At 69.2% G+C, this 26,171-nt stretch carries 29 protein-coding genes; 16 read left to right on the forward strand and 13 right to left on the reverse strand.

The genetic code is table 11. The features are described from left to right. Nucleotides 1-94 precede the first annotated feature (94 nt). Nucleotides 95-697 (forward strand): formyltransferase family protein, encoded by a 603-nt coding sequence (locus ACUN0C_RS02490; protein ID WP_445464727.1) that lies wholly within the window; start codon nucleotides 95-97, stop codon nucleotides 695-697. 563 nt (nucleotides 698-1,260) lie between these two features. Here the strand turns inward: ACUN0C_RS02490 and ACUN0C_RS02495 are convergent. Both ACUN0C_RS02495 and ACUN0C_RS02500 read right to left on the reverse strand, forming a co-directional pair. After that, nucleotides 1,261-2,046: an SDR family oxidoreductase gene (locus ACUN0C_RS02495; protein WP_445464728.1), complete on the reverse strand. Its 786-nt coding sequence runs from the start codon at nucleotides 2,044-2,046 to the stop codon at nucleotides 1,261-1,263. A gap of 69 nt (nucleotides 2,047-2,115) precedes the next feature. Next, nucleotides 2,116-3,321 (reverse strand): lytic murein transglycosylase, encoded by a 1,206-nt coding sequence (locus tag ACUN0C_RS02500; RefSeq protein ID WP_445464729.1) that lies wholly within the window; start codon nucleotides 3,319-3,321, stop codon nucleotides 2,116-2,118. A 132-nt stretch (nucleotides 3,322-3,453) separates the two neighbouring features. Here ACUN0C_RS02500 and ACUN0C_RS02505 point away from each other — a divergent pair, with 132 nt between their 5' ends. The 3 genes from ACUN0C_RS02505 to ACUN0C_RS02515 all read left to right on the forward strand — a co-directional run bounded on the left by ACUN0C_RS02505 (nucleotide 3,454) and on the right by ACUN0C_RS02515 (nucleotide 4,699). Continuing rightward, nucleotides 3,454-3,696: a KTSC domain-containing protein gene (locus ACUN0C_RS02505; RefSeq protein WP_445464730.1), complete on the forward strand. Its 243-nt coding sequence runs from the start codon at nucleotides 3,454-3,456 to the stop codon at nucleotides 3,694-3,696. An 89-nt stretch (nucleotides 3,697-3,785) separates the two neighbouring features. After that, on the forward strand, nucleotides 3,786-4,358 hold the full coding sequence (locus tag ACUN0C_RS02510) for a hypothetical protein (RefSeq protein WP_445464731.1): 573 nt from the start codon (nucleotides 3,786-3,788) through the stop codon (nucleotides 4,356-4,358). Nucleotides 4,359-4,453: 95 nt separating this feature from the next. Then, on the forward strand, nucleotides 4,454-4,699 hold the full coding sequence (locus ACUN0C_RS02515) for a hypothetical protein (RefSeq protein ID WP_445464732.1): 246 nt from the start codon (nucleotides 4,454-4,456) through the stop codon (nucleotides 4,697-4,699). Nucleotides 4,700-4,730: 31 nt separating this feature from the next. On the opposite strand, the gene msrA is transcribed toward ACUN0C_RS02515, so the two are convergent. Continuing rightward, nucleotides 4,731-5,330: a peptide-methionine (S)-S-oxide reductase MsrA gene (gene msrA / locus ACUN0C_RS02520; protein WP_445464733.1), complete on the reverse strand. Its 600-nt coding sequence runs from the start codon at nucleotides 5,328-5,330 to the stop codon at nucleotides 4,731-4,733. 246 nt (nucleotides 5,331-5,576) lie between these two features. On the opposite strand from msrA, the gene ACUN0C_RS02525 reads away from it, so the two are divergent. Next, complete coding sequence (locus ACUN0C_RS02525; RefSeq protein ID WP_445464734.1) at nucleotides 5,577-6,068, forward strand: GNAT family N-acetyltransferase; 492 nt, start codon at nucleotides 5,577-5,579, stop codon at nucleotides 6,066-6,068. A 342-nt stretch (nucleotides 6,069-6,410) separates the two neighbouring features. On the opposite strand, the gene ACUN0C_RS02530 is transcribed toward ACUN0C_RS02525, so the two are convergent. The 4 genes from ACUN0C_RS02530 to ACUN0C_RS02545 form a co-directional block, all read right to left on the reverse strand. Next, on the reverse strand, nucleotides 6,411-7,373 hold the full coding sequence (locus tag ACUN0C_RS02530) for a YVTN family beta-propeller repeat protein (protein ID WP_445464735.1): 963 nt from the start codon (nucleotides 7,371-7,373) through the stop codon (nucleotides 6,411-6,413). Between the two features lie 10 nt (nucleotides 7,374-7,383). Beyond that, entirely contained in the window at nucleotides 7,384-7,920 is a 537-nt protein-coding gene (locus ACUN0C_RS02535) for an SRPBCC family protein (RefSeq protein WP_445464736.1), read from the reverse strand. A 750-nt stretch (nucleotides 7,921-8,670) separates the two neighbouring features. Then, a complete protein-coding gene (locus ACUN0C_RS02540; protein WP_445464737.1) occupies nucleotides 8,671-8,919 on the reverse strand; it encodes a DUF2188 domain-containing protein in 249 nt (82 codons plus the stop codon). Nucleotides 8,920-8,928: 9 nt separating this feature from the next. Beyond that, nucleotides 8,929-12,693: a vitamin B12-dependent ribonucleotide reductase gene (locus tag ACUN0C_RS02545; protein ID WP_445464738.1), complete on the reverse strand. Its 3,765-nt coding sequence runs from the start codon at nucleotides 12,691-12,693 to the stop codon at nucleotides 8,929-8,931. A gap of 546 nt (nucleotides 12,694-13,239) precedes the next feature. On the opposite strand from ACUN0C_RS02545, the gene aroQ reads away from it, so the two are divergent. The 7 genes from aroQ (at nucleotide 13,240) to ACUN0C_RS02580 (ending at nucleotide 18,336) form a co-directional block, all read left to right on the forward strand. Then, a complete protein-coding gene (gene aroQ, locus ACUN0C_RS02550; RefSeq protein WP_445464739.1) occupies nucleotides 13,240-13,677 on the forward strand; it encodes a type II 3-dehydroquinate dehydratase in 438 nt (145 codons plus the stop codon). 15 nt (nucleotides 13,678-13,692) lie between these two features. Then, the gene (gene accB, locus ACUN0C_RS02555) at nucleotides 13,693-14,169 is read left to right on the forward strand and encodes an acetyl-CoA carboxylase biotin carboxyl carrier protein (protein WP_445464740.1); all 477 of its coding nucleotides are present in this window, start codon (nucleotides 13,693-13,695) and stop codon (nucleotides 14,167-14,169) included. 16 nt (nucleotides 14,170-14,185) lie between these two features. Beyond that, complete coding sequence (accC, locus tag ACUN0C_RS02560; RefSeq protein ID WP_445464741.1) at nucleotides 14,186-15,547, forward strand: acetyl-CoA carboxylase biotin carboxylase subunit; 1,362 nt, start codon at nucleotides 14,186-14,188, stop codon at nucleotides 15,545-15,547. A 4-nt stretch (nucleotides 15,548-15,551) separates the two neighbouring features. After that, nucleotides 15,552-16,238, forward strand: a complete 687-nt coding sequence (gene aat / locus ACUN0C_RS02565) for a leucyl/phenylalanyl-tRNA--protein transferase (RefSeq protein ID WP_445464742.1) — start codon at nucleotides 15,552-15,554, stop codon at nucleotides 16,236-16,238. Nucleotides 16,239-16,301: 63 nt separating this feature from the next. Next, entirely contained in the window at nucleotides 16,302-16,556 is a 255-nt protein-coding gene (locus ACUN0C_RS02570) for a type II toxin-antitoxin system HicA family toxin (protein WP_445464743.1), read from the forward strand. After that, the gene (locus tag ACUN0C_RS02575) at nucleotides 16,553-16,882 is read left to right on the forward strand and encodes a type II toxin-antitoxin system HicB family antitoxin (RefSeq protein ID WP_445464744.1); all 330 of its coding nucleotides are present in this window, start codon (nucleotides 16,553-16,555) and stop codon (nucleotides 16,880-16,882) included. Before ACUN0C_RS02570 ends, ACUN0C_RS02575 begins: the two co-directional genes overlap by 4 nt. Nucleotides 16,883-17,097: 215 nt before the next feature. After that, complete coding sequence (locus ACUN0C_RS02580; protein WP_445464745.1) at nucleotides 17,098-18,336, forward strand: MFS transporter; 1,239 nt, start codon at nucleotides 17,098-17,100, stop codon at nucleotides 18,334-18,336. Between the two features lie 15 nt (nucleotides 18,337-18,351). Here ACUN0C_RS02580 and ACUN0C_RS02585 read toward each other — a convergent pair whose 3' ends face one another. The 4 genes from ACUN0C_RS02585 to ACUN0C_RS02600 form a co-directional block, all read right to left on the reverse strand. Beyond that, entirely contained in the window at nucleotides 18,352-18,900 is a 549-nt protein-coding gene (locus ACUN0C_RS02585; protein ID WP_445464746.1) for a GNAT family N-acetyltransferase, read from the reverse strand. Between the two features lie 4 nt (nucleotides 18,901-18,904). Continuing rightward, nucleotides 18,905-19,372 carry a DUF2155 domain-containing protein gene (locus ACUN0C_RS02590; protein WP_445464747.1) on the reverse strand — a complete coding sequence of 156 codons (468 nt, stop codon included), beginning with the start codon at nucleotides 19,370-19,372 and terminating at the stop codon, nucleotides 18,905-18,907. Nucleotides 19,373-19,444: 72 nt separating this feature from the next. Beyond that, the gene (locus tag ACUN0C_RS02595; protein ID WP_445464748.1) at nucleotides 19,445-19,825 is read right to left on the reverse strand and encodes an NADH:ubiquinone oxidoreductase subunit NDUFA12; all 381 of its coding nucleotides are present in this window, start codon (nucleotides 19,823-19,825) and stop codon (nucleotides 19,445-19,447) included. Between the two features lie 64 nt (nucleotides 19,826-19,889). Continuing rightward, nucleotides 19,890-20,651: a DsbA family protein gene (locus tag ACUN0C_RS02600; RefSeq protein WP_445464749.1), complete on the reverse strand. Its 762-nt coding sequence runs from the start codon at nucleotides 20,649-20,651 to the stop codon at nucleotides 19,890-19,892. A 220-nt stretch (nucleotides 20,652-20,871) separates the two neighbouring features. Here ACUN0C_RS02600 and ACUN0C_RS02605 point away from each other — a divergent pair, with 220 nt between their 5' ends. The 3 genes from ACUN0C_RS02605 to ACUN0C_RS02615 all read left to right on the forward strand — a co-directional run bounded on the left by ACUN0C_RS02605 (nucleotide 20,872) and on the right by ACUN0C_RS02615 (nucleotide 23,695). Next, nucleotides 20,872-21,798, forward strand: a complete 927-nt coding sequence (locus ACUN0C_RS02605; protein ID WP_445464750.1) for a dihydrodipicolinate synthase family protein — start codon at nucleotides 20,872-20,874, stop codon at nucleotides 21,796-21,798. A gap of 136 nt (nucleotides 21,799-21,934) precedes the next feature. Beyond that, nucleotides 21,935-23,092 carry a pyridoxal phosphate-dependent aminotransferase gene (locus ACUN0C_RS02610; protein WP_445464751.1) on the forward strand — a complete coding sequence of 386 codons (1,158 nt, stop codon included), beginning with the start codon at nucleotides 21,935-21,937 and terminating at the stop codon, nucleotides 23,090-23,092. A 3-nt stretch (nucleotides 23,093-23,095) separates the two neighbouring features. After that, on the forward strand, nucleotides 23,096-23,695 hold the full coding sequence (locus tag ACUN0C_RS02615; RefSeq protein WP_445464752.1) for a LysE/ArgO family amino acid transporter: 600 nt from the start codon (nucleotides 23,096-23,098) through the stop codon (nucleotides 23,693-23,695). An 18-nt stretch (nucleotides 23,696-23,713) separates the two neighbouring features. On the opposite strand, the gene ACUN0C_RS02620 is transcribed toward ACUN0C_RS02615, so the two are convergent. Together ACUN0C_RS02620 and ACUN0C_RS02625 are read right to left on the reverse strand one after the other, a co-directional pair. Then, nucleotides 23,714-23,914 carry a hypothetical protein gene (locus ACUN0C_RS02620; protein ID WP_445464753.1) on the reverse strand — a complete coding sequence of 67 codons (201 nt, stop codon included), beginning with the start codon at nucleotides 23,912-23,914 and terminating at the stop codon, nucleotides 23,714-23,716. Nucleotides 23,915-23,963: 49 nt separating this feature from the next. Next, nucleotides 23,964-24,320, reverse strand: a complete 357-nt coding sequence (locus tag ACUN0C_RS02625; RefSeq protein ID WP_445464754.1) for a hypothetical protein — start codon at nucleotides 24,318-24,320, stop codon at nucleotides 23,964-23,966. 191 nt (nucleotides 24,321-24,511) lie between these two features. Here ACUN0C_RS02625 and ACUN0C_RS02630 point away from each other — a divergent pair, with 191 nt between their 5' ends. After that, on the forward strand, nucleotides 24,512-26,137 hold the full coding sequence (locus ACUN0C_RS02630) for a long-chain-fatty-acid--CoA ligase (protein ID WP_445464755.1): 1,626 nt from the start codon (nucleotides 24,512-24,514) through the stop codon (nucleotides 26,135-26,137). Nucleotides 26,138-26,171 lie beyond the last annotated feature (34 nt).

The following is a 26,171-nucleotide window of genomic DNA, read 5'->3' on the forward strand; positions in this document are numbered from 1 at the left end:
CGCAGGCGACCGCGGCGATAGGCTGCAGAACCGCCGCAGCCGGTTGGAATGGGCGCAGGATCGGGTAAGTTCGAGGCGAACGGAGGCCTCGACGATGAAGATTGCCTTGCTCGGATCGCGCTGGTTCGGCGCGCAGATGCTGGAGCGGCTGATGGCGCGCGGCCACGACATCCACGTCGTCGCGCCGACGGCCGACGACCGCCTCGCGGGGGCGGCCGAGGCGGCCGGCGTGCCCTTCACGATCGCGCAGCGCCCAATGCGGCTCCGGGCCGACGATTTGCCGGGCGAGCACGACCTGATCGTCGGCGCGCATCTTCACGCCTTCACGCCGGCCGAGGTGCGCGCCAAGGCGCGGATCGCGGCGGTCGGCTATCACCCCTCGCTGCTGCCGCGGCACCGCGGCATCGCTGCGGTCGAATGGACGATCAAGTGCGGCGATCCGATCGCCGGCGGCAGCGTCTACCACATGTCGGACGAGATGGACGCCGGGGCGCTCGCCGCGCAGGATTGGTGCTTCGTCTATCCGGGCGAGGACGCGGGCGAACTGTGGCGGCGCGCGCTCGCGCCGATGGGGCTCCGGCTGCTCACCGAGGTCGTCGATTTCGTCGCGGAGCACGGCTATTGCGTCGCCCGCCCGCAGGACGAGCGGGCCGTCACCTATGCGCCGATGATCAAGGAGGAGGCGGTCGGCGCCTGAAGATGTCGAGTTCTGTTGCCCGGTCTTGTCGGGTTTTGCAGAGTTATAACCAGATCAATCTCTCAATTGCTGATTACGGTCGGCGTATTCTGCCAAACTCCTATTATCAGAACGATGGCGCCAACGGGAAATGAAATGATTGCTGATCCAAGCGCGAGGTGAGAGGTCCGCCTCCACCATATCACATGTCGCTTGCTATCTTGATCAGTCAGAGATGTCCAATAGCGGCAAACAAGGTGAATAAGCGTAAACGTGACGCCGAGTACATAAATCAGCATTGCTATCAATGTGGCGTAGATTACAGGCTGCGTTTCCAGGCCACGTAGGAATGCGAGAAGAGCAACGATAGCGCCACTGTGAACCAGCAGCAGCCCCTTTCCAGCCTCGTTCATTATCTCGAGCCGGTGCCGGGTCCTTTCAGGATCTGCCAAGGGACGTTGCATAGCGAATAATCTACATCGATTCTCTTCTCCAGCCGAGGCTGCGCTGGACGATATGCCTCATTCGCTGTGCCGCGGCTTCCGGACGACCAGCATTAGACCAACTGCTCACAGCTTAGTGACTCAGCCGACCAGGAGCGACTGGCCGCCGTCGATCCAGACCGGCGTGCCCGTGATGTGCCGGGCCCGCTCCGACACCAGGAAGAGGACGAGGTCGGCCACGTGCATGGCGGTCCCCGCCGCGCCGTCGGTGAGCGGGATCTTGCCTTCCGGGAACTCGACGGGCTCCTTCTCCCTCTCGACGTTCCGCGGCTCGGTGTTCTCCTCGATCTCCGTGTCGATCCGGCCCGGGCAGATCACGTTCACGCGGATGCGGTGCTTGGCGAGCTCGAGCGCCGTCATCTTGCAGAACGCGACCTGGGCCGCCTTGGTGCAGGAATAGGCCGTCGCGCCGGTATTGCTGAAGGTCCGGGTGCCGTTGATGGAGGCGGTGATGACGACCGCGCCGCCGCCGGCCCGCTTCAGGTGCGGCACCGCATGGTGCACCGTCAGATACGTGCCGCGGAGGTTCACCGCGATGGTGCGGTCCCATTCCTCCGGCTGCAGTTCGTCGATCGGCGCCCACACGCCGTTGATGCCGGCATTGGCGAACACGATGTCGAGACGGCCGAATTCGCCGGCGAGCCGGTCCGTCGCGCTCCGCACGGCGTCGCTTTCCGATATGTCGGCCACGAGCGGCAGGGCGCGGCCGCCCGCCCGCTCGATCTCCGCCACCGTCTGCCGGACTTCGTCCTCGGTCCGGCTCAGAACGCCGATCGCGGCGCCCTCGCGCGCGAGCAGGACGGCAGCCGCCTTGCCGATGCCGGAACCCGCGCCCGTCACCAGCGCTACCTTGCCTTGAAGCTCCATCGCCCTCCTCCGCCCATCGAAAGGACGGGAACGGAGGCTTTCTGAGGTGGTTCCGGTCCGCCGGCGCACTCAGCGGCTGCGCATCCTCGCCAGCAGCTCCGCCGTCGGATAGCCGTCCGCCGGCAGCCCGAGCGCGGCCTGCGCGCGCCGGACGCCGGCCCGCGTCAGCTCGCCCAGCCGCCCGTCCGGCTCCCCCGCCTGGTACCCCGCCGCATTGAGGAGCTGCTGCAGTGCCTTCAGGTCGGCACTCGGCAGAGGCGGGGGCGGATTGCCGCGCTGCATGGGCGGCGCGCCGGCGAGCCGCGTCGCGAAATAGGCCGCGGTGAGCGTGTAGTTCGACGACTGGTTCCACTCCCAGTACATGTCGAAGTTGCGGTAGGCCATGAAGGCCGGGCCGGACCGGCCCATCGGCAGCAGGATCGCCGCGGGCGGACCGGCCGGATCGATCGGCCTGCCGTCGGCGGCGACTACGCCGGCCTGCAGCCAGACCCGCACCGGCCGCTTGTTGGCGAGATAGGCCTCCTGCCAGGGAAAGCGCGCGGGAAGCCGCACCTCGCGCAGCCAGGGCTCGCCCGGCCGCCATCCGAGCTCGCGGACGAGCCGCGCGGCCGAGGCCATGGCGTCCGGGACGCTGTTGACGAGGTCGCGTCGGCCGTCGTTATCGAAATCGACCGCGAGCCTCAGATAGTGCGACGGCATGAACTGGACCTGGCCGAGCTCGCCGGCCCAGGCGCCGCGCATCTCCGACGGCTTCAGGTCGCCCGCCTCCAGGATCTTCAGCGCCGCGATCAGCTCGCCCCGGAAGAGATCCGGCCGCCGGCAATCGTAGGCGAGGGTGGCGAGCGACTTCAGCGACGAGAACGAGCCGGTGTTCCGGCCGAAATCGGTCTCGAACCCCCAGAAGGCCGCGATGACGGCGCCGGGCACCCCGAACTGCCGTTCGACGCGCGCGAAGAGATCGGCGTGGCGCGCCAGCAGCGCCTTGCCGGTGGCGAGGCGCTCCGGGGAGATCATCCGGTCGGCGAACTGGAGGAAGCTCAGCGCGAGCGTCGGCTGGCCGCGGTCGTGCTTCAGGATGCCCGGGTCGAACGTCACGTGATCGAGCGCGGCAAGCGTCCGCCCGGAAACGCCGGCAGCGGCGGCCTCCTTGCGCACGCCGTCCAGCCATGCCGCGAAGGGTTGCCCCTGCCGGCACGAAAGGTCGGCCGACGCCGGCGACCCGGCGGCGCCGAGAAGAAGCGCGGCGACGAGACCCGATCGCAACGAAACCCGCATCGGCTTGTCCTCCCTCGGGTGCATCGGACGCGATCCTAACCGATCGCGCGCAGCCTGCGGCATCCCGACTCACCCCCTCCAGGACACGGAACGCTCCGAATCCCTCGCGGATTCGCCCGGCAGGAGGACAACATGCCGCGGGTCACGTCGAGCGTCATCGACCGGGTGATCTATGACGATGCCGCCCACGACCTCGTCGTCGTGTTCCACGGCACCGGCGCCTACCTCTACAGCAACGTTCCCGAGCGCCTTTACGCCGGGCTGCTCGCCGCCGCCTCCAAGGGGCGTTTCTTCAACGAGCGCATACGCGGGCGCTTCCCCTGCGAGCCGCTCGGCGCGAGGCCGAGGCGGCGCATGATCGCGGTGGAGGGCTGAGGGCAGGGCCTGCGCGGATGGCGCCGAAGGCCTTGGACCGGAGCCCCCGGCCGCTATAGCTTGTGGGGGCGCCACTCAGCGGACGGTTCATGAACGCCAAGATCTCGGAGGCCCTGGAACTCCTCGCCCGCCCGGATGCGGCCCTCCGCACCGAGCTCGACCGGCTCGATCGCGTGACGGAGGGCCTGAAGACCGTCCTGCGGCTCCAGCGCGACCGCGGCGAGGTGCTCGCCTTCGCCGAATCGAGCGCGATCCTCTCGGTGCTGCTGCGGCGAAGTGCGGAGCTCGGTCCCGCCGACGCCGCGCCGGCGCGCTTCGAGCAGGCGATCGCCATCGCCGTCAACGCCCGCACCGCGGTCCAGGACGAGGTGATCCGCGCCGGCTTCAGCGACATGAACACCGCCGCCTATTCACGCCTCGCCCACGAGGGCGGGCTCGCCGCGCTGGGCTGGGCCGAGCGGGACCAGGGCGCGCGCGCGCCGGAGCTGCTGCGCCAGTCCGTCGACCTGCTGGAGCGGGCGGTCGGCGGTTACGAGCAGCTCGGCCGACTCGAGGAGCGCCAGGCTGCGTTCGAGCAGTACTGGCGCGCCCAGGACCTGCTCGCCCGCCTCGCGCCCGACGAATCACCCGACCAGGGCAGCCTCGGCTCCACGAGCGCCTGAGCGCATCGGCCGGGTCCCGGATCGCACCCTCGCCTTCGTCCGGAACGCCGCATCCGCCCTGGCGTTGACCACCGAGGATGTAACGGGAGACAGACATGGCGAATGCGAGCCGCAAGGGCATGGGCGAGAAGACCGGCAGCCAGTTCGTCGGCGACACGAGCCCCGAGGCCTTCGACCAGGACGACATGGCGAGCGAGATCCAGGGTCGGAACAGCCTGCAGGGCAACGATCAGACCAGGACCCACAACCAGCGCGAGGCGGTCGCCGGCTCAAAACGGGAGACGGAGGGCGTCATCGAGAGCTTCGAGAAGATGGACCCGAAGAAGCGCGCCGGCGGCTGACCGGCGGCAGGCCGAACCCGCCCGGCTCCGCTCAGGCGCCGGGCGGCTTGCCCCAGATTTCCTCCAGGCGCTGCGCCCGGCCGCAATTGTACTTGTAGAACTTGTATTTGAGCGCGTTCGTCCGGTGGAAGTCCTGGTGGTAGGATTCCGCCGGCCAGAACGCCTGCGCCGGAAGGATCGCCGTCGCGACCGTCCGGCCGAAGCGCGCCTCGACTTTCCGCTTCGAGGCCGCGGCCGCCGCTTGCTCCGCCTCGCCGGCGAAGATCGCGCTCCTGTAGGACGCCCCCTTGTCGCAGAACTGGCCGCGGGCGTCGAACGGGTCGACGTTCCGCCAGAAGGTGTCGAGGAGCGCCTCGTAGCTGACGCGGGCCGGATCGTACGAGACTTCCACCGCTTCGTAATGGCCGGTCCCGCCGGCCGTAACCTGCTCGTAGGTCGGCCGCTCCACGGTGCCGCCGGTATAGCCGGAGGTCGTCGAAACGACGCCCGGAACGGCATCGAAGGCTTCCTCCACGCACCAGAAGCAGCCGCCGGCGAAGATGGCGGTCCTCGTCTCCGCCGCGGTCGAGGGCGTGGCGAAGAGGGCGGCGGCGAGCGCCAGGATGGCGGGAAAAAGGGGCGGGCGGGGCATGGGAGGTCCTCCTCGACCCTCAGCTAATCCCGTCGACCGCCCGCGCCAAGGCGGATCGCGCGAACGTGACGCGTCCGGCCGGCGATCGTGAACCGCGCGCCGGCCGGAGCAGGGGTGCTGGCCCCGACGAACGGCCGGACCCGAAGGGGCTTGCGGTCGTGCGCCGCCCTTGCGCCCGGCGTGGGGATGGCGCATCGGGCGGGGATGCACGGCGATGATGTTGCGCAGGGAAGCGCCTGGCGGACGATGCGGGTCGAGGACCTGCACGCCGTTATGGCCATCGCCGAGCGCGTCCACCCGGCCTTCCCGGAAGATGCGGCCGTCTTCGCCGAGCGCCTCGCGCTCTGCCCGCAAGGCTGCTTCGTCGCCGAAGTCCGGGGCCGCGTCGTCGGCTATCTGATCAGCCATCCCTGGAGATGCGGCGCACCGCCGGCGCTCAACGCGCGGCTCGGCGCGCTCCCCGGCCCCGCCGAGTGCTGGTACCTCCACGACCTCGCGCTTCTGCCGGAGGCGCGGGGCGGGGGGCTCGGGCGCGCCGCGCTTGCGCTCGTGGAGGATGCCGCGCGCGCCGCGCGACTGGGTTCCATCGAACTGGTGGCCATCTCAGGCTCGGCGCCGTTCTGGGCAAGGCTCGGCTTCGCGCCGCTTGCCTCTCGGCCCGGCGCCGCCGTGCCGGCCTCCTACGGCGCAGATGCCTGCGCGATGCGGCGGACGATTGCCCGAACCGTTGCCGGTTAACCACGCCCGGACATTGATCGTGAGCCGCCTGTGCATTTCCGCTCCAGGCTTCTTCTCAGGCCTGCAAACGTTTGTTAACGTCGCATTAACGCAAGCGTCGTATAGGGGAAGCGAGGGTTTCCCGCCTGAAGGCGGGTACGGAATCTGGCGGGCGGCGTGGGAAGCAGACACGCAGGTCCTGACGCGGTGGGCTCAGAACCCTAGGCCTTTCGGACGGTGCCGCATAAGTCCGATGCCGGAGTAGCGACCGGCCTCGCTGGATTGTTTCTCGGGCCGGCATGATGGAGCCGGCCCTTTCGGACGAGACCGGCGGGCAGCCGTTCCCCTTCGGCGGCCTGCCGCTCAGGGCCGGGCTTCGCGCAGGAACGCGCCGAAGGCGCGCGGGCCGTCGCCGACCTCGATTGCGCGCACGACCTCGAGCGTCGCCGCGTCGATCTCCGTGATCGTGTTGGAGAACCAGTTCGCGACGATGACGCGGCGCCCGTCGGGCGTCGCCGCAATTCCTTCCGGGTATTCCCCGACGTCCACCGTGCCGACCGGCTCGAGCGAGGCAAGGTCGAAGACGGTGACCTGGTCGGCATACTGGTCGGTCACGAAGCCGCTGCCGCCGGCGAGCGCGACGGCGTAGGGCCGGCTGCCGACCTTCACGGTTCCGGCGACCCGCCGCGCGGCGAGGTCGATCACCGTCACGCTGTCGGAGCCGACATCGGCTGTGTAGGCGCGGCGCCCTTCGGCATCGACGGTCACGCCGAAGGGGCGGCTGCCGACCGGGATAGCGGCCACGGCTCGCCCCGCCGCGAGATCGATGACGGAGACCTGGTCCGCGTCGCGGTCGGCGGAGAGCAGGAAGCGCCCGTCCGGCGTGACGGCGAGGCCGGACGGCGAGGCGCCGACGGCGATCTCGGCCGTCACTTCGCCCGAAGCGGGATCCACGACCAGGACGCGGGCGCCGTACCAGTCGGCCACAAAGACGCGGCCGTCCGCATGCGCGGCGACCCCGAGCGGGCCGCCGCCGAGCGCGATCCGGCGCTCCACCCGGCGCGCCGCCGCATCGATGACGGAGAGCGTCGCGGAGCCGGGGCTCGTCACGAAAACGCGGGCGCCGTCGGGCGCGACGGCGACGCCCGCCGGCTCGCCCCCCACTTCGATCCGGGCGACGACCGTCCCGGCCTCGAGGTCGACGATTGCGACGTCGCCGCCGGTCTGGTTGGTGACGAACGCCTCGAGTGCGAGCGCCTGCCCGGCGAGCGCGAGGAGCGCCGCGAGTGCCGCGACGACGGCCTGCGCCGGGCCGGCGCGGGTCATCGGCTGCCCGTCAGCTGCCCGATTCGATCTTCGCCTTCACCGCGTCGAGACCGGCCCGGTAGACGCCGCTCACCGCCTCCATCGCCGCCTCGTCGGAGAGTTCCGGCGGCGGGTTGTTGTTGGGGAAGCCGCGATAGAAGGCGCCGCGCCATTCCAGCACCGACTTGCCGCCCTCGCCGGGCTTCACGGTCAGCGTCGAGGAATAGTTGGTGACCGGCAGCACCGTCACGTCGACATCGGTGATCCGGTACGAATAGCTCATCTTCTCCGGTTCGTGCTTGGCGAGCTCCTCGGCGATCGTGCCGCCGCCCTGGAGCGTCAGCGTCCGAGTCGCACCGGTTTCGCTGCCGCCCTCGCCGGCCGTGCTTTCCACCGCGGGATGCCAGCTCATGTCCTGGAAATCGCCGACCAGCGCCCAGACCTTTTCCGCCGGGGCATTGATCTCGACCGATTCGGTGACCTTCTTGCGCGTCGGCCCGTGCGCGTCGGCGACGGTCGCGCCGAAGAGGAGCAAAGCGGCGCCGAGGGCGGCCAGTTTCACGAGCATGGGGCGTTCTCCCGGAATGGTTCGGCTGAAGCGACGGAAACGTCGGCCGCATTCTTGTCGGCGCAGCCCGCCGCTGTCGAGGGGGAGGTGGATCGGAGTTCGAGCGGTCGGCCGGCTCGGTCGCCGGACCACGCAGCGCCCCCGCGCGATGCGCCGCCATGGTGCACAACCCCCAACCTCGCCCTTGCGGGGAGGTCGAAAGCGGCGGAGCCGCTTTCGGGAGAGGGGCGCGGCGCTTACGCTCGACCAGGCCCGCTTGAGCCCGGAACGCAAGCGGGGTGCGGCATTTCGCTGTGCGTACTCTCTCGGCGCGTTCGGAATCGGGATGTGCGAAGCAGATAGACGTGCTACGCACATCGTGTCCTAAAGCGTTATGAGAACCGATGCGGGTACGCGGTGTACTCTTTGACAGATAGTCCCGAATCAGATGAGGTTACGTGCAGGTGGGCACCGCCCGTGGCCCGGAAGCTTGGAAAGTACACCTGCGCAAGCGCCGCTTCTGAGGCGTTCCCATCGTTGTCGTTGCTGGCGACAATTGTGAGTTTTCGAAGACGTCCGTTAACCTTCTCGTAATGCTGAATATCTAAGATCTTCATCGAAGACTCCTATCCTGGGATTTTTCGTTGATGCTGGGCACTGCGCCGCGGCAACGGCGCAGTGCCCGTTTCCTTTACGTGACCCGACCACGCTCGGGGTTGCCTCCTTCCGCAATAGCAAGAGGGGGCAAGCAGCCCCCCGTCCCATTTCCATTCAGTGTTCGCGGTCCCGAGGGGGATTGGGATCTCGCCCCGGCGAGATCGTATCCTTGCTCCGGATGCGCCCACTCAGCCCTTTGATCGTGAGCTCACCGCCCCCCTGATTGCCGAGCATCTTGCGGCCGGTGACTGCCGCTCCGGCTTGGGTTGAGTGGATACTAGAGGCGCGATCAGCGTCGTTTCTCTTGTTGGCCCATTTCCCATCTGGACGTTGATAGATAGTCCGATCACGCCCCTTACTCATCTGGCCCCCTCAGCTGCACCCGCTCGTGGAGCCGCAGGTGTCGCATTTCAGGCAGGTGCCGTTGCGGACCATGGTGAAGTTGCCGCATTCGCCGCAGGCTTCGCCCTCGTAGCCCTTCATGCGCGCCTCGGCGGCCTTCTGCGCCTTGTCGCGGAGCGGCGCGGCGGCGGCGCTCGCATAGGAGTCGGCGACCTCCTCGGCAGGCTCGTGGGGCGCGTTGGCGGCAAAGCCGGCGGGCTCGGCGTCCGGGGCGAGCTCGCGCTTGAAGGCGGTGGCGCCCGAAACGGCCACGGCTAGGGCACCGGAGCCGGACCGGGCGGCCGCCACGGCGGTGCCGCCGGAGGCGGAAGCGCGGGCCTGGCCGCCCGCCTGGCCCTTCGGCTCGCCGGGCAGGACGCGGAACTTCTGCGTCTGGCCGCGCACCAGGCCGTGGCTCACCGGGACCGGCGGCTGCGGCTTCTCGGCTGCGACGCCGCGGCCGATCGAGGTCGCGCCGAGATCGTCCGGGGTGACGTGGGCGAGGTCGTGCCGGTCGAGATAGGAAATCGCGAGCTCGCGGAAGACGTAGTCGAGGATCGAGGTCGCGTTCCGGATCGCCTCGTTGCCCTGTACCATGCCGGCCGGCTCGAACCGGGTGAAGGTGAAGGCCTCGACATACTCGTCGAGCGGCACGCCGTATTGCAGGCCGAGCGAGATGGCGATGGCGAAGTTGTTCATCATCGCGCGGAAGGCGGCGCCTTCCTTGTGCATGTCGATGAAGATCTCGCCGAGACGGCCGTCGTCGTATTCGCCGGTCCGGAGATAGACCTTGTGGCCGCCGACGATCGCCTTCTGGGTGTAGCCCTTGCGCCGGTCGGGGAGCTTCTCCCGCTCGCGCATGACGCGCTCGACGATCCGCTCCACGATGCGCTCGGCGGCGACCGCAGCCTTGGCCGGCGCCGGCGCCTGGGCGAGCGCCTCGGCCGCCTCCTCCTCGTCGCCGTCGCCGTCGGCGATCAGGGCGGAATTGAGCGGCTGCGAGAGCTTGGAGCCGTCGCGGTAGAGGGCGTTCGCCTTGAGGGCCAGCTTCCAGGACAGCATGTAGGCGGACTTGCAGTCCTCGACCGTCGCCGCGTTCGGCATGTTGATGGTCTTGGAGATGGCGCCCGAGATGAAGGGCTGGGCGGCCGCCATCATGCGGATGTGGCTCTCCACCGAGAGGTAGCGCCTGCCGAGCCGGCCGCACGGATTGGCGCAGTCGAAGACCGGCAGGTGCTCGTCCTTGAGCCCCGGCGCGCCCTCCAGCGTCATCGCCCCGCAGCAATGGATGTTGGCCGCCTCGATCTCGCGCCGGGAGAAGCCGATCGCGGCGAGGAGATCGAAGGAGAGGTCGTTCAGGCTGTCCTCGGAAATGCCGAGCGCCTCGCGGCAGAAGGCCTCGCCGAGCGTCCACTTGTTGAAGGCGAACTTGATGTCGAAGGCCGACTTCAGGCCGGCCTCCACGGCGGCGATCTTCTCCGGCGTGAAGCCCTTGGCGGCGAGGCTCTCGTGGTTGATGCCCGGCGCGCCCTGGAGCGTGCCGCGGCCGACCGCATAATCGACGATCGCCGCGATCGAAGCCTCGTCGTAGCCGAGCGTCCGGAGCGCCTGCGGCACGGCCTGGTTGATGATCTTGAAATAGCCGCCGCCGGCGAGCTTCTTGAACTTCACCAGCGCGAAGTCGGGCTCGATGCCGGTCGTGTCGCAGTCCATGACGAGGCCGATCGTGCCGGTCGGCGCGATGACGGTCGCCTGCGCGTTGCGGTAGCCGTGCCATTCGCCGAGCTCGAGCGCCCGGTCCCAGGCGGCGACGGCGCGCTCCACGAGATTGGCGTCGGGGCAGGCGGCATGGTCGAGCGGGACGGGGTTGGTGCGCAGCCCCTCGTAACCCTGCGACAGGCCCTGCGCCGCGCGGCGGTGATTGCGGATCACCTTCAGCATGGTCTCGCGGTTGCGCGGGAAATGCATGAAGGGGCCGAGGCCTTCGGCCATCTCGGCGCTGGTGGCGTAGGCCGTGCCGGTCATCAGCGCGGTGATCGCACCGCAGATGGCGCGGCCTTCCGGCGAATCGTACGGGATGCCGGAGGTCATCAGCAGGCCGCCGATATTGGCATAGCCGAGCCCGAGCGTGCGGTACTCGTAGGACAGCCGGGCGATCTCCTTGGACGGGAACTGCGCCATCAGGATCGAGATCTCGAGGACGACGGTCCAGAGCCGGACGGCGTGCTCGAAGGCGGCGGTGTCGAAGCGGCCGTCCTCGCGGCGGAACTGCAGGAGGTTCAGCGAGGCGAGATTGCAGGCCGTGTCGTCCAGGAACATGTATTCCGAGCACGGGTTCGAGGCCCGGATCTCGCCGTCGGCGAGGCAGGTGTGCCAGTCGTTGACGGTGGTGTGGTACTGGATGCCCGGATCCGCCGAGGCCCAGGCGGCGTAGCCGACGCGCTCCCAGAGGTCGCGCGCCTTCACCGTCTTGTCGACCTTGCCGTCGATGCGGCGGATGAGCTGCCAGTCCTCGTCGGCCTCGACCTTGCGCAGGAACTCGTCGGTGACGCGCACCGAATTGTTCGAGTTCTGGCCGGAGACGGTGAGGTAGGCCTCCGAATCCCAGTCGGTGTCGTAGATCGGGAATTCGATCCGCGTGTAGCCCTGGCGGGCGAACTGGATGACGCGGCGGATGAAGTTCTCCGGCACGGCGGCCTTCTTGGCGGCGCGGATCTCGCGCTTCAGCGCAGGGTTCTTCTCCGGGTCGTAGCAATCCTCGCCCGGGCCCTCGCAGTTCACGCAGGCCTTCAGCACCAGGTTGAGGTGCCTGGAAATGGTCTTGGAGCCGGTGACGAGGGCAGCGACCTTCTGCTCCTCCTTCACCTTCCAGTCGATGTAGTCCTCGATGTCGGGATGGTCGATGTCGACCACCACCATCTTGGCGGCGCGGCGCGTGGTGCCGCCCGACTTGATGGCGCCGGCGGCGCGGTCGCCGATCTTCAGGAAGGACATCAGCCCCGACGACTTGCCGCCGCCGGAGAGGCGCTCGCCCTCGCCGCGCAGGCGCGAGAAGTTCGAGCCGGTGCCCGAGCCGTACTTGAAGAGCCGCGCCTCGCGCACCCAGAGGTCCATGATGCCGCCTTCGTTGACGAGGTCGTCGGCGACCGACTGGATGAAGCAGGCGTGCGGCTGCGGGTGCTCGTAGGCGGTCTTCGACTTCACCAGCTTGCCGGTCTGGTGGTCGACGTAGAAATGTCCCTGGCTCGGACCGTCGATGCCGTAGGCCCAATGCAGCCCGGTGTTGAACCATTGCGGGCTGTTCGGCGCGCATTTCTGGGTGGCGAGCATGTAGCGCAGCTCGTCGAAGAAGGCCCGCGCGTCCTCCTCCGCGTCGAAATAGCCGCCCTTCCAGCCCCAGTAGGTCCAGGTCCCGGCGAGCCGGTCGAAGACCTGGCGGGCATCGGTCTCCGGCCCGGTGCGCTCGGCCTTGGGGAGATCGCCGAGCGCCGCCTCGTCGGCCGCGGAGCGCCACAGCCAGGCCGGGACGTCGTTCTCCTCGACGCGCTTCAGCCGCACCGGCACGCCGGCCTTGCGGAAGTACTTCTGGGCGAGCACGTCGACGGCCACCTGGCTCCAGGCGGCGGGCACCTCGGCATTGTCGAGCCGGAACACGACCGAGCCGTCCGGATTGCGGATCTCGCTCGTGGCGGTGCGGAATTCGATGGCCGCGTAAGGCGACCGGCCGGCTTCCGTGTAATGGCGTGAAATCCGCATGCTCTGCCCCGTCTTGTCTCGTCGACCGGTTGCCCGGCCGCAGCCCCGGACAGGCGTCCGGGAGGGTTGTCAGGTCCGCCGCTCGGCCGGCTCGCCAGGCCTCATGGCAGCCGGCCGGTCCGATGGTTTGATGCGATCAGTATAGACCGGATCGCTTTATATGGTGCTCCAGAATTCCTCGGTCCACAAGATGTAGGCCATGCGTAAAGAAACGGTTTACCGTTGGCGCAGCCGCTCGGGCCTGCGCCGGCAGTGGGTGATCGGGACCGAAGAAGCGCTCCTGGCCGGTCTCGGCCGGCGAGCAGGAGAACGCTAACCGTGGCCGGGAGATTCGGTCAACGCTTACGGCCGGCGCGGCGGAACCGGTCAGAAAGCGCGGGTATAGCGGGGAAAAGTCCGGGCGACGGACGCGCCTGCGCGGTGACCGCAGCGCCGGCGGTTCCGAATCGGTTCCGGTGTTGCCGCCGCACAACGCTTTGCGCGCCGCGGCAAAGCGGCCTATAAGGCCGACGCCGCGCGCCGGCTTCCCATTGCCCGAACCGCTTCATGGCGCCCACGATCCACATCCTCAATGGCCCGAACCTCAACCGCCTCGGCCTTCGCGAGCCGGGCGTCTACGGTGCGCAGACGCTCTCCGAGATCGAATCGCTGGTGAGGGACCACGCCGCCTCGCGCGGCTACGGGTCCGTGTTCCGGCAGTCGAATCACGAGGGCGAGCTTGTCGACTGGCTGCATGCGGCGAACGATTCGGCGGGCGTGGTGCTGAATGCCGGCGCCTACACGCACACCTCGATCGCGCTGCACGATGCGATTCGCTCCATCGACGCGCCGGTGGTCGAGGTCCACATTTCGAACGTCTTCGCGCGCGAAGCCTTCCGCCACCATTCGACCATTTCGCCGGTGGCGCGCGGGGTGATCTGCGGCTTCGGCGTCCATTCCTACCTGCTCGCCGTCGACGCGCTCGCCGCGCTGCGGACGGCCTGAGGAGCGCACATCAAGATGGCCCATTCCAAGCACGGCATCGACAAGGACCTCATCCGCGACCTGGCGGCGCTGCTGCGCGAGACCGACCTCGCCGAGATCGAGATCGAACAGGACGATTTCCGCATCCGCGTCTCGCGCGGCGCGCCGCAGATGCAGGCGCATTACGTGCCGGCCGCGATGCCGGCCGCCCGGCCGCTGCCCTCCGAGGACACGATGGAGGAGGCCGCGGCCCTCGAGCCGCCGGATCTCGCCAAGCATCCGGGCGTCATCGCCTCGCCGATGGTGGGCACCTGCTACCGCGCCGCCTCGCCGGACGCGCGGCCCTTCGTGGAGGTCGGCGAGCCCGTCTCCGTCGGCCAGACGATCCTGATCGTGGAGGCGATGAAGCACATGAACGAGGTGACGGCGACGAAGTCCGGCAAGGTCGTCGCGATCCTGGTGGAGGACGGGCAGCCGGTCGAGTACGGCGAGCCGCTGATGGTCATCGAGTGAGCCGGCGGCACGGCTGATGTTCTCCAAGGTCCTCATCGCCAATCGCGGCGAGATCGCGCTGCGGGTCCTCAGGGCCTGCAAGGAGCTCGGCATCCAGACGGTCGCGGTGCACTCGACGGCGGACGCGAACGCGATGCACGTCCGCCTCGCCGACGAGAGCGTCTGCATCGGGCCGCCCTCGGCGAGCGAGAGCTATCTGAACATCCCGCGGATCGTTTCCGCCTGCGAGATCACCGGCGCGGACGCCGTCCATCCGGGCTACGGCTTCCTGTCGGAGAACGCCCGCTTCGCCGACATCCTGGAGGCGCACGGGATCCGGTTCATCGGCCCGTCCGCCGAGCACATCCGCATCATGGGCGACAAGATCCAGGCCAAGGAGACCGCCGTCCGCCTCGGCATTCCGGTCGTGCCGGGCTCGCAGGGCGCCGTGCGCGACGAGGCCGAGGCGCGCCGGCTGGCGGCCGAGATCGGCTATCCGGTCCTCGTCAAGGCGGCGGCGGGCGGCGGCGGACGCGGCATGAAGGTGGCCGAGACCGAGGCGAATCTCGAGCGCGCGCTCGCCACCGCGAAGTCGGAGGCGCGCTCGGCCTTCGGCGATGACGCGGTCTACATCGAGAAATATCTCGGCCGGCCGCGCCACATCGAGGTCCAGGTGCTCGGCGATGGGCAGGGCAACGCCATCCATCTCGGCGAGCGCGACTGCTCGCTCCAGCGCCGGCACCAGAAGGTCTGGGAGGAGGCGCCGTCGCCGGCGCTCAGCGCCGAGGAGCGCGTCCGGATCGGCCGGACCGTCGCCGGCGCGATGGCGGATCTCGGCTATTCCGGCGCGGGCACGGTGGAGTTCCTGTACGAGAACGGCGAGTTCTACTTCATCGAGATGAACACGCGCCTGCAGGTCGAGCACCCGGTGACGGAGGCGATCACGGGCATCGACCTGGTGGTGGAGCAGCTCCGCGTGGCGTCGGGCTCGAAGCTCTCCGTGAAGCAGGAGGACGTGACGTTCTCCGGTCACGCCATCGAATGCCGGATCAACGCGGAGAACCCGCACACCTTCGCGCCTTCGCCGGGCCGCATCACCTATTTCCATCCGCCGGGCGGGCTCGGAGTGCGCGTCGATTCCGGCGTCTATCAGGGCTACTCGATCCCGCCCTATTACGACAGCCTGATCGGCAAGCTCATCGTGCACGGCCGAACGCGCGAGGAATGCCTGAGCCGGCTCCGCCGCGCGCTCGACGAGTTCGTCGTGGACGGTATCCAGACGACGATCCCGCTCTTCCGCGACCTCGTCCAGGAGCCGGACATCGTGGCGGGCGCCTACGACATCCGCTGGCTGGAACGCTATCTGGCGGAGCGGAACGAGGATACCGAAGGGTCCTGATGCGGTGGCGAGGCGCTCCGACCTCGTTCTGGAGATCACGCCCGAACTCGTGCTGAGGGCGTATGCCTGCGGCATCTTCCCGATGGCCGACTCGGCGGACGACCCGAACCTCTTCTGGGTCGAGCCGACCGACCGCGGCGTTCTCCCGCTGGAACGCTTCCACGTGCCGAGGCGGCTCGCCCGCACGGTGCGCTCCGACCGTTTCACGATCAGGATCGACGCCGATTTCGACGCGGTGATCGACGCCTGCGCGGCGCCGCGGCCGGGCCGGCGCTCGACCTGGATCAACCAGCCGATCCGCCGGCTCTACGGCAGCCTGTTCTATGCCGGCCACGTGCATACCGTGGAGGCCTGGCGGGACGGGCGCCTCGTCGGCGGACTCTACGGCGTGAAGCTCGGCGCCGCCTTCTTCGGGGAGAGCATGTTCTCGTTCGAGCGCGACGCCTCGAAGGTGGCGCTCGTCCATCTCGTCGCGCGCCTGAAGCGCGGCGGGTTCCGGCTTCTCGACACGCAGTTCGTGACCGAGCACCTGGAGCAGTTCGGCACGGAGGAGTTGCCGCGCGAGATCTATTACGAACGGCTGCAGGCGGCGCTCGCCGGCGCGGCCGACTTCCGCCCGTTCCCGGAGGACGAGGCCGGCGCGCCCGTGCCCGGCGCGGCGATCCTGCAGGCGCTTGCAACCGCGCGCTGAGCCGCGCCGTGTTGCTAGCATGTCTTGCTTGCACCGCCGTGCGCAGACTCCTATGATGCTTGCATGAACAGCAAGCAGGAGCGGGTGCTGATCGCCGTCTTCCGGGATCCGGTCTCGGGTTCGATAGCGTGGGCCGACATTGAGCGTTTGCTGATTGCCGCCGGTGCGCGGCTGATCGAGGGAAGCGGGTCACGGGCCCGGTTCGAAAAGGAAGGCGTCATCGCAACATTCCATCGACCCCACCCTTCCAAGGAAGCGAAGCGGTACCAGGTCCGCGATGCACGGGCATTTCTCATCCAGATCGGGGTGAAGCCATGAACACGATGAGCTATCGCGGCTATTCGGCCACGATCGGATTCGACGAAGAGGATGAGCTCTTCTTTGGAAGGATCGCGGGAATCAACGACGTGGTCGGATTTCACGCCGATACGGTCGCCGGCCTGAAGGCCGCTTTCGAGGAGGCGGTCAACGATTACCTCGCCGCCTGCGCCGCAACCGGCAAGGACCCTCAGAAGCCATACTCGGGCAAGATGATGTTCCGGGTCAGCCCCGACGTGCATCGCCGCGCCGCGCTGGCGGCCGAACTGTCGGGGAAGAGCCTGAACCAATGGGCCGAAGAGGTGCTCGACCGCGCTGCCGGGTGAGCGCGCTTGGCAGTGCGGCTCGTCCGGAGGACGAGCGGCGTCGCGCCACATGGCCATGCGTCGAGTGATCCTCCGCCGAGCGTCCTTCCACGATCGTCGATCCCGCGAGCGGGCTTCGCCGGGCGGCCCGGCGGGCAGGATCGCTCCCGCCGGTTCCGTGCTATAGGCGTCTTCCCGCCGGCTCCGGCCCCGCCCGTTGATCCTGGTCAGACCCGATGTCCGCACCCGCAGAGGCGCCAGACGAACGCTGGGCGGTGTTCAGCCATTCCGGTTTCGTCCGCTACTGGATGTCGCGGATCGCGGCGGCGTTCGGGGTCCAGGTCGTGAGCGTAGCGGTCGGCTGGCACGTCTACGACATCACCCGAAACCCGTTCGACCTCGGCATGGTCGGGCTCGTCCAGTTCCTGCCCTCGCTCCTCCTCGTGCTCGCGACAGGAGCGGTCGCGGACCGCTACCGCCGCCGCACGATCATGGCGCTCTGCCTGACGGTGGAGGGGCTCTGCGCCGCCGCGCTCCTCCTCTTCCTCATCGAAGACGTCAGGGACGTCCGGCTGATCTTCGTCGTGCTCGCGGTCTTCGGGACGGCACGCGCCTTCTACACGCCGGCCGCGCAATCGCTGCTGCCGAACCTCGTTCCGCCGGAGCATCTCGCGAGCGCGATCGCCTGGAACTCCTCGTCGAACCAGATCGCCAACATCGCGGGACCCGTGGCGGGCGGCCTCCTCTACGGGCTCGCCGGCGAGGCGGCCTTCGCCTCGGCAATCGCGCTCTTCGTCGGCGCGGGCGTGCTCGTCAATTTCATCCCGCGCCTGGGCCAGCGCCGGACGCCGGAGCCCGTGAGCTGGGAGGCGCTCAGCGCCGGTTTCCGCTACATCTGGCGCGAGAAGGTCGTGCTCGGCGCGATGTCGCTCGATCTCTTCGCGGTCCTCCTCGGCGGCGCGAAGGCGCTCATGCCGATCTACGCGCGCGACATTCTCGATCTCGGCCCCTGGGGCCTCGGCCTGCTCCGGGCAGCGCCGGGGGTCGGCGCGATTCTGATGGCCGTCTGGCTCGCCACGCATCCGATCCGGGATCATGCGGGGCTGAAGATGTTCCTGTTCGTGGGCCTGTTCGGGCTCTTCGTCACGATCTTCGGCTTTTCCGTCGTGCCCTGGCTGTCGATCCTCGCGCTCCTCCTCATGGGCGCGGCCGACATGGTGAGCGTCTATATCCGGCAGACGCTGGTCCAGCTCTGGACGCCCGATTCCGTGCGCGGCCGCGTCAACGCGGTGAACGCCGTCTTTATCGGCGCCTCGAACGAACTGGGGGAATTCCGGGCCGGCGTCATGGCCGCCCTCATCGGCACCAAGGCCGCGGTGGCTTTCGGCGGGATTGGCACGATGGCCATCGCCGGCCTCTGGGCCTGGGCCTTTCCCGAGCTGCGGCGGGCTCGCCACCTGAGCGGCCGGGTCTAGAGCCGCACCGAGCCATCAACCGGTCGGCCGGCTCGCGTCGCCTGGCCCGAGCGCGCGCTGCATCAGCACCGAATCGAGCCAGCGCCCGTGCTTCCACCCGACGGAGCGGAGGGTGCCCGCATGGGTGAAGCCGAGCGCCGCATGAAGCGCGATCGAGGCCTCGTTCCCGGAATCGCCGATGACGGCGACGATCTGCCGGAATCCGCGCTCCTCCGCCGCCGCCAGGAGCGCCGAAAGCAGCATTCGCCCCGCGCCGCGCCCGTGCCATTCGGGGTGGACGTAGATCGAACTCTCGACCGTGTTGCGATAGGCCGGGCGCGGCCGGTACGGGCCGGCATAGGCGTAGCCGACCACGGTCGGCCCGGATTCCGCCACCAGGTACGGATGCCCGCCCGACACGACCGCCTCGCGCCGGCGCAGCATCTCCGCCTCGTCCGGCGGCTCGATCTCGAAGGAGGCCGTGCCGGTCAGGACCGCGTGGCGGTAGATGGCCGCGACGGCGGGAATGTCCCGGATCTCGCACGCGCGGATCGAGACCTGCGCGCGCTGCGCCTCCGCGGCCACGGCATCAATCCTCCGGCGGCGCCCCGTCGGGCGGCGGCTCCGCCTCCGGCAACGGCCCCGTCGCCTTGGGAGCCTCCGCGTCCTTGCGGATCTCCTCCGGCGTGCGCAGGCTGTCGCGGCAATCGACGAGCCAGATGTCGTAGACGGGGTGCTCCACGGCGTGTAGGCCGGGGCTCGCCGCGAACATCCAGCCGGTGAAGATGCGGCGGATCTCGTTCTCGAGCGTGATCTCGTCGACCTCGAGGAAGGCGGTGGTCTGCGCCGGCTCGGTCGGAGGACGGGTATGGCAGACCCGCGGCGTCACCTGGAGCGCGCCGAACTGCACGGTCTCGTCGATCCTCACGTCGAAACTGATGATCCGCCCGGTGATCTTGTCGAGGCCGGAGAAGGTCGCGACCGGGTTGCTGATCGGCTCGGCCGCGGCGGGCGCGGCCACGGACGCGGCGAGGAGGAGGGCAAGGGCGCGGAGCATGGGTCTCGATTCGGCGGGGTGTCGTCCGGCGTTAGAGCCGAATTCGGGCCGGCCCGTGGCCGGGGCCGCCGGTCACGGGGTCCAGGCCTCGTAGTCTCCGGTCACCTCGGGGCGCTGCTCGGGCCGAAGCAGCGAGCCCTTCGGGCGATAGGCGGCGGGCGTGCCGGTCATGTTCGGGACGTACGGCTTCTCCCACTCGTACGCCGTGTAGCCGTCCTTGGTCGGCGGGATATCGGTGCGGTGGTGCATCCAGCCGTGCCAGCCCGGCGGGATGCGGGAGGCCTCGGCGTCGCCGTTGTAGATCGCCCAGCGCCGCTGGCCGGTCGCGTCCTGGTAGTAGCGGTTGCCGAACTGGTCCTCGCCGACCGGCTGGCCGTAGCGCCAGGTCCAGAAGCGCGTTCCGAGCGTCTGGCCGTTCCACCAGGTGAAGATCTGCAGGAGGAACTCTTTCATCGCGTGCTCCGCTCGCCGAGCGCCGGAATAGCGCGCGCCGGCCGGGAAGGAAAGCGCGCTGGCCTCAGCACGTGGTCTCGGTCTTGCACGTTTCGCGCTCGGCCGCGATCTTCTGCTGCAGCTCGTCGAACCCGACCGCGCCGAAGACGAGTTCACCGCCGACGACATAAGTCGGCGTGCCGCTGATCCCGAGCGCGCGGGCGAGCTGCTGGACCTCCACAAGGTTCTCCTGGACGCTGCGCTCCTGCGCGCCCTTTTCCAGGGCCGCGACGTCGAGGCCGAGGTCGCGCGCGACCTGCATCGCCTTGGCGCGGTCGGCCGGGCCCGGGCGCGTCAGCAGCTCGCTGTGGAAGTCGAGATAGCGCTCCGGCGCGATATCCTTGACGGCGACCGAGATGCGCGCGGCCTCGACCGAACCCTCGGAGAGGATCGGGAACTCCTTCACGACGATCCGCAGATCCGGGTTCGAGTCCGCCAGCGCCAGCATGTCGCCGAGCGCCCGTTTGCAGTAGCCGCAATTGTAGTCGAAGAACTCGACCACGGTGACCGGCCCCCTCGGGTTGCCGACCACCGCCTGGTGCTGCGAGTTCACGATCTGGTCGCGCAGCTCGGTCACGGCCTTGGCCTGGGCCGCGCGCTCCTCCTCGCGGCGCTTCTCCTCGAGCGCCATCAGCGCCTTCTCGATCACTTCGGGATTGGTCAGGATGTAGTCGCGGACGATCCGCTCGATCTCGCGCTTCTGATCGGGCGTGGTCTCGGCACGGGCGGGCATGACTCCGAAGCCGACGAGTGCGGCGACGAGGGCAAGGCTGGCGCGAAAGCGCATGGACGTCTCCTTCGGGGACTTGCGGCGGCGGCCCGCGCGATCCGGAGCGCCGTGCTTCGCCGGAATTTCGGCCGCTTATATGGCAAGACGCGGCCTCTCGGCAGCCCGCTCGCGCAATCCTGCTTCAATTTGCCTTGACAGGCGGCAGCGCGGCCGGCCCTTGCGCGGGCGGCCGCACGATCGGCACGCCGCGTCCGGCATCTGAACCGACCGAGATCCCATGAGCAGCATGACCAGGGTGCCGCGCGGCATCATCCACTGTCCCGTCACGCCCTTCGACCCCGCCAACGCGGTCGACCTCGACACCTTTGCCCGCGTGGTGGAGTTCCTGCTCAGGCAGGAGCCGGCGGCGCTCTGCGTCAACCTGCACCTGGCCGAATCGCTGAACCTGACGCTGGAGGAGCGGATGGTGCTCGCGGAGGCGGCGGTGGCGGTCGCCGCGGGCCGCGCGCCGGTGATCGTGAACGTCTCCACGCCCGGCACAGACCAGGCGATCACGCTCGCCAGGCATGCAGAAAAAGTCGGCGCCGACTGCCTGATGGCCATCACGCCCTATCACTGGAAGCCGAGCCAGGACGCGATCTACGCGCACTTCGCCGCGCTAATGACGGCCTCGGCGCTGCCGATGCTCGGCTACAACTCGCCGCATGCGATGGGCGGGATCGGCTTCGCGCCGGCGACGCTCGTCAGGATCATGCGTGACTTCCCCCGCTTCATCGGCCTCAAGGAGGCGAGCCACAATTGGGAGACGTACGTCGCGCTCGGGCGGGCCGGCCGCAGCGTCATGCCGGATTTCGGGCTCTTCGTCGGCACCGAATGGATGATCCCCTCCTTCACGCTCGGCGGCGTCGCGTGCATGTCGATCCAGGGCGGGGTGGCGCCGCGTCTCGTGAAGGCGCTCCACGAGGCGACGGTGAGCGGGCGGCTCGCCGACGCCCTGCCGCTGCAGGAGAAGCTCGCCGAGCTTTTCGCCCTCGCCATGCCCGAATACCCGGCGCCGTCCAAGGCCATGTGGGAGATCATGGGGCGCCCGGTCGGCAAGCCGCGCCTGCCCAACCGCCCGCTCGGGCCGGACGAGGTGAAGGCGCTGGAAGGCGCGCTCGCTCGGCTCGGCATCCTGGACGGCGAGCCGCACGGCTGGGATTGAGCCCCCGGCGCCGGCCCCCGCCTCCTGCTTGCCGTGAGCGACCTGTGGCGAGGGCGGGGTCAAGCTGTTAGTCAGGGCCGCGACAGGGCTGACGCGCATCCGGACGAGGATGAGGGCCCCGAGCGAGGACTGATCGATGAGCGGACGACTGGCGGCGTCCCGGCGCAGCCGGGTGGAGCCGTTCCTGGCGATGGACGTCATGAGCGCGGCTGCCGACCTCGAGGCTGCCGGGCGCGACATCGTCCACATGGAGGTCGGGCAGCCGGGCGCGCCGGCACCCCGGGCGGTGCTCGAAGCGGCCCGCAAGGCGCTCGAAGGCCGGCTCGGCTACACCGAGGCGCTCGGGATCCGGCCGCTCAGGGAGCGGATCGCCCGCCATTACCGTGACGAATACGGCGTCGAGGTGCCCGCTTCCCGGATCATGGTCACGACCGGCTCGTCGGGCGGGTTCAACCTGACCTTTCTCGGCGCGTTCGATGCGGGCGCGCGGATCGCGATGGCCGCGCCGGGCTATCCCGCCTACCGCAACATCCTGAAGGCGCTCGGCCTCGTTCCGGTGGAAATCCCGGTGGGGCCGCGGACGCGCTGGGTGCTCACCGCCGATGAGGTCGAGCGCGCCCATGCCGAAGCGCCGCTAGCCGGCGTGCTGGTCGCGAGCCCGGCGAACCCGACCGGCACGATGACGCTGCCAGAGGCGCTCCGCGATCTCGTGGAAACCTGCGCCCGCCTCGGCATCCGCTTCATCTCCGACGAGATCTATCACGGCCTCGTCTATGAGGGGCGGGCGGAGACGGCGCTCGCCTTCGGCGGCGAGCCGATCGTGGTGAACTCGTTCTCGAAGTACTACTGCATGACCGGCTGGCGCGTCGGCTGGCTGGTGCTGCCCGAAGATCTCGTCCGGCCATTCGAGCGGCTCTCGCAATCCTTCTACATCTCGGTCCCGGAACTCTCGCAGCGCGCGGCGCTCGCCGCCTTCGACGGGCGCGAGGAGCTGGAAGCGGTGAAGGAGGGCTACCGCCGGAACCGCGCACATCTGCTGGAGCGGCTGCCGTCGCTCGGCTTCGACGAGATCGTGCCCGTCGACGGCGCCTTCTACGTCTATGCCTCGGTCGCGCGCTTCACAAACGACGCGCACGATTTCACCCGGCGCATGCTGCATGAGGCCGGAGTCGCCGCCACGCCGGGGCCGGATTTCGACCACGCGCGGGGGCACCGCTACATCCGCTTCTCCTTCGCCGGCACCGAAGCCGCGATCCGGGAAGGCACCGACCGGCTGGCGGCCTGGCTGCGCTGAGCCATGCTGTCGGCCGCGCTCACCGGGTTTGGGCTCGGCGGCGGTCTGATCGTCGCCATCGGGGCGCAGAACGCCTTCGTGCTCCGCCAGGGGCTGGCACGCCGGCACGTCTTCGTCGTCTGCCTCATCTGCGCTCTGTCCGACGCTGCGTTGATCGCGCTCGGCGTGGCAGGCCTCGGCGCCGTCATTGCCGGCTCGGCGGCGCTCCTGCGCCTGGTGACCTGGGGCGGAGCGCTGTTCCTCTTCGGCTATGGCGCACTCGCCTTCCGGCGCGCACTCGAACCCGGCCGCCTCGTGGCGGCGGCGCGGACGGAGCAGAGCGTCGCCGCCGCCATTGCCGCCTGCCTCGCCTTCACCTTCCTCAACCCGCACGTCTATCTCGATACCGTCCTCCTCGTCGGCAGCCTGTCGGCGCAATTCGAGGGCGCCGAGCGGCTCGCCTACGCGGCCGGCGCGGTGATGGCATCGGTCCTGTGGTTCTTCGGGCTCGGCTACGGGGCGAGGCTGGCGGCGCCCCTCTTCGCGAGGCCGGCAGCATGGCGCGCGCTCGACCTGGCGATCGGGACGGTCATGTGGGCGATCGCCGCCCGTCTCGTGATCTGAGGCCGATAGTCGCCGGGCTTAGTCCGGGCGACCGGCCGGATCGGGCTTGCCCGCCGTCGCTTCGGCATCCTCGCGCCGGCGCGGCGAAAGGAGCGCAGCGAGGACGGCAGGAATCCGGATCATGCCCCAGAGCCCGGCCGCATCCTTGCGCTCGGTGTCTTCGCGGCGCTCGGAACGGCTCCGCGGCCGTTCGAACGGCGCGTCGTGGTGCGCTGTCATTGGTCCAATCGCTGGAAGCGATCCTCCCGCTTGAGGCGTGAGGGAAAGGTCAGGCCGCCGCCCGCTCCTCCGCCTGCAGTGGCGCGACGACACGCTGGTCCGACCGCAGCCGCTCGAACACGTCGATCGAGGACTTCGCGAGCCCCCTGAGCTGCGGGTCGATCGCCTCCTCGTCGCTGAAGGCGAATCCCTCGTCGGTGGCCGTGACGGAGACGAGCTGCGGTTCGTCGTCCTCGACGAGGCGAACCACCGCGCATTCCACAATAGCGCCGTCCGCGCGCGGCGCGGGGAGCACGAAGACGAGGTCGCCGCCCGCCGCGCGCGCAGCATCGCCGACAGCCTCGGCCAGGTCCAGCTTGCCCGCCTCGGCGATCTCCAGCGCCATCTCGAATTCCAGCCTCGCCATGCGCTGCCTCCGTCACTCGCGGCGCGCGCCCGGACATTCCGGGCGGTGTGCCGCAACGCATTCCGTGACGGTGATGTAACGCACGGCTTGCGGCGACAGTTCGGTCCCATTTGGGTTTTTGTCGGGCTTCGAGGCCGCTTGCGCTGCCGTCGGGAACGTCCTGATATGAGGAAAACCGGGGAGGAACGGCGATGCACGGCCTGATGCAGGATTGGCCCCTGCTCTGCCACAAGCTGATCGACCATGCCGCCATCTACCATTCGGGGCGCGAGATCGTGTCGCGCTCGGTCGAGGGCCCGATCCACAGGACGACCTACCCCGCTCTCCGCGAACGCGCGCTCGCCTGTGCCAAGCGGCTCGCCGGAAGCGGCATCCGCGAGGGCGACCGGGTCGCCACGCTTGCCTGGAACACCTGGCGCCACATGGAGGTGTGGTACGGGCTCCTCGGCATCGGCGCGGTCTACCACACCGTCAATCCCCGGCTTTTTCCAGAGCAGATCGCCTGGATCATCAACGATGCCGAGGACCGCATCGTCTTCGTAGACCTCACGTTCGTCCCCCTCCTCGAGAAACTCAGGGACCGCCTGCCAACGGTCGAGCGGGTGGTCGTGCTCACCGATGCCGCGCATATCCCGGCAACTCCGCTCGACGCCGTGCCGTACGAGGAATGGCTCGCCGAGGAGGACGCGGATTTCACCTGGAAGGCGCTCGACGAGAACGCCGCGGCCGGCCTCTGCTACACGTCCGGCACGACCGGCCACCCGAAGGGCGTCGTCTACTCCCACCGGTCCAACGTGCTCCATGCGCTGACCTGCAACGCCCCCGACATGCTGGGGCTGCGGAGCCGCGACCGCGTGATGCCGGTCGTGCCGATGTTCCACGCCAATGCCTGGTCGCTCGCCTTCACCGGGCCGATGGCCGGCGCGGCCATGATCATGCCGGGGCCGAAGATGGACGGCGCGTCCATCTGCGAGCTCCTCGACACCGAACGGGTGACGGTGACGGCGGCGGTGCCGACCGTCTGGCTGATGCTGTTGCAGCACCTGGAGGAGAGCGGGCGCGAACTGCCGCATCTCGAGCGCGTCGTGATCGGCGGCTCCGCCTGCCCGCGCGCGATGACCGAACGGTTCCAGGAGCGCTACGGGGTGGAGGTCGTGCATGCCTGGGGCATGACCGAGATGAGCCCGCTCGGCACACTCTGCTCGCTGCTGCCGGAGCACGAGCACCTCTCCGGCGAGGAGCGGCTCGACGTGCAGGCCAAGCAGGGGCGGCCGCCCTTCGGCGTGGAGATGAAGATCACCGACGATGCGGGTGCGCGGCTGCCGTGGGACGGCAGGACGTTCGGACGTCTGAAGGTGCGCGGCCCGGCCGTCGCGCGCGCCTACTTCAAGGCGGAGAGGGAGCCGATCCTCGATTCCGAGGGGTACTTCGACACCGGCGACGTCGCCCATATCGACGCGAACGGCTTCATGCAGATCACCGACCGGGCCAAGGACGTCATCAAGTCGGGCGGCGAGTGGATCTCCACGATCGAGCTGGAGAACCTCGCGGTCGCGCATCCCGACGTCGTCGAGGCGGCGGTGATCGGCGTGCCGCACCCGAAATGGGACGAGCGGCCGCTGCTCGTCGTGGTGCCGCGGAAGGACGCCCGGCCGACGCGCGACGCTTTGCTCGATTTCCTGAAGCCGAAGGTCGCCGGCTGGTGGCTGCCCGACGACGTCGTGTTCGTCGAGGAGATCCCGCACACGGCGACCGGAAAGATCCAGAAGACGGCGCTGCGGGAAAGGTTTCGGGATCACAGGTTGCCAACGGCGTAACGCTCCTCCAAATCTCCCGCTTCGTCTCGGAGGT

This window comes from Faunimonas sp. B44, from assembly GCF_052655945.1.

Coding starts and splice junctions, on each gene's coding strand:
- ACUN0C_RS02490 (WP_445464727.1), top strand. CDS start 95: ATGAAGATTGCCTTGCTCGGATCGCGCTGGTTCGGCGCGCAGATGCTG.
- ACUN0C_RS02495 (WP_445464728.1), bottom strand. CDS start 2,046: ATGGAGCTTCAAGGCAAGGTAGCGCTGGTGACGGGCGCGGGTTCCGGC.
- ACUN0C_RS02500 (WP_445464729.1), bottom strand. CDS start 3,321: ATGCGGGTTTCGTTGCGATCGGGTCTCGTCGCCGCGCTTCTTCTCGGC.
- ACUN0C_RS02505 (WP_445464730.1), top strand. CDS start 3,454: ATGCCGCGGGTCACGTCGAGCGTCATCGACCGGGTGATCTATGACGAT.
- ACUN0C_RS02510 (WP_445464731.1), top strand. CDS start 3,786: ATGAACGCCAAGATCTCGGAGGCCCTGGAACTCCTCGCCCGCCCGGAT.
- ACUN0C_RS02515 (WP_445464732.1), top strand. CDS start 4,454: ATGGCGAATGCGAGCCGCAAGGGCATGGGCGAGAAGACCGGCAGCCAG.
- msrA (WP_445464733.1), bottom strand. CDS start 5,330: ATGCCCCGCCCGCCCCTTTTTCCCGCCATCCTGGCGCTCGCCGCCGCC.
- ACUN0C_RS02525 (WP_445464734.1), top strand. CDS start 5,577: ATGCGGGTCGAGGACCTGCACGCCGTTATGGCCATCGCCGAGCGCGTC.
- ACUN0C_RS02530 (WP_445464735.1), bottom strand. CDS start 7,373: ATGACCCGCGCCGGCCCGGCGCAGGCCGTCGTCGCGGCACTCGCGGCG.
- ACUN0C_RS02535 (WP_445464736.1), bottom strand. CDS start 7,920: ATGCTCGTGAAACTGGCCGCCCTCGGCGCCGCTTTGCTCCTCTTCGGC.
- ACUN0C_RS02540 (WP_445464737.1), bottom strand. CDS start 8,919: ATGAGTAAGGGGCGTGATCGGACTATCTATCAACGTCCAGATGGGAAA.
- ACUN0C_RS02545 (WP_445464738.1), bottom strand. CDS start 12,693: ATGCGGATTTCACGCCATTACACGGAAGCCGGCCGGTCGCCTTACGCG.
- aroQ (WP_445464739.1), top strand. CDS start 13,240: ATGGCGCCCACGATCCACATCCTCAATGGCCCGAACCTCAACCGCCTC.
- accB (WP_445464740.1), top strand. CDS start 13,693: ATGGCCCATTCCAAGCACGGCATCGACAAGGACCTCATCCGCGACCTG.
- accC (WP_445464741.1), top strand. CDS start 14,186: ATGTTCTCCAAGGTCCTCATCGCCAATCGCGGCGAGATCGCGCTGCGG.
- ACUN0C_RS02570 (WP_445464743.1), top strand. CDS start 16,302: ATGAACAGCAAGCAGGAGCGGGTGCTGATCGCCGTCTTCCGGGATCCG.
- ACUN0C_RS02575 (WP_445464744.1), top strand. CDS start 16,553: ATGAACACGATGAGCTATCGCGGCTATTCGGCCACGATCGGATTCGAC.
- ACUN0C_RS02580 (WP_445464745.1), top strand. CDS start 17,098: ATGTCCGCACCCGCAGAGGCGCCAGACGAACGCTGGGCGGTGTTCAGC.
- ACUN0C_RS02590 (WP_445464747.1), bottom strand. CDS start 19,372: ATGCTCCGCGCCCTTGCCCTCCTCCTCGCCGCGTCCGTGGCCGCGCCC.
- ACUN0C_RS02595 (WP_445464748.1), bottom strand. CDS start 19,825: ATGAAAGAGTTCCTCCTGCAGATCTTCACCTGGTGGAACGGCCAGACG.
- ACUN0C_RS02600 (WP_445464749.1), bottom strand. CDS start 20,651: ATGCGCTTTCGCGCCAGCCTTGCCCTCGTCGCCGCACTCGTCGGCTTC.
- ACUN0C_RS02605 (WP_445464750.1), top strand. CDS start 20,872: ATGAGCAGCATGACCAGGGTGCCGCGCGGCATCATCCACTGTCCCGTC.
- ACUN0C_RS02610 (WP_445464751.1), top strand. CDS start 21,935: ATGAGCGGACGACTGGCGGCGTCCCGGCGCAGCCGGGTGGAGCCGTTC.
- ACUN0C_RS02615 (WP_445464752.1), top strand. CDS start 23,096: ATGCTGTCGGCCGCGCTCACCGGGTTTGGGCTCGGCGGCGGTCTGATC.
- ACUN0C_RS02620 (WP_445464753.1), bottom strand. CDS start 23,914: ATGACAGCGCACCACGACGCGCCGTTCGAACGGCCGCGGAGCCGTTCC.
- ACUN0C_RS02625 (WP_445464754.1), bottom strand. CDS start 24,320: ATGGCGAGGCTGGAATTCGAGATGGCGCTGGAGATCGCCGAGGCGGGC.
- ACUN0C_RS02630 (WP_445464755.1), top strand. CDS start 24,512: ATGCACGGCCTGATGCAGGATTGGCCCCTGCTCTGCCACAAGCTGATC.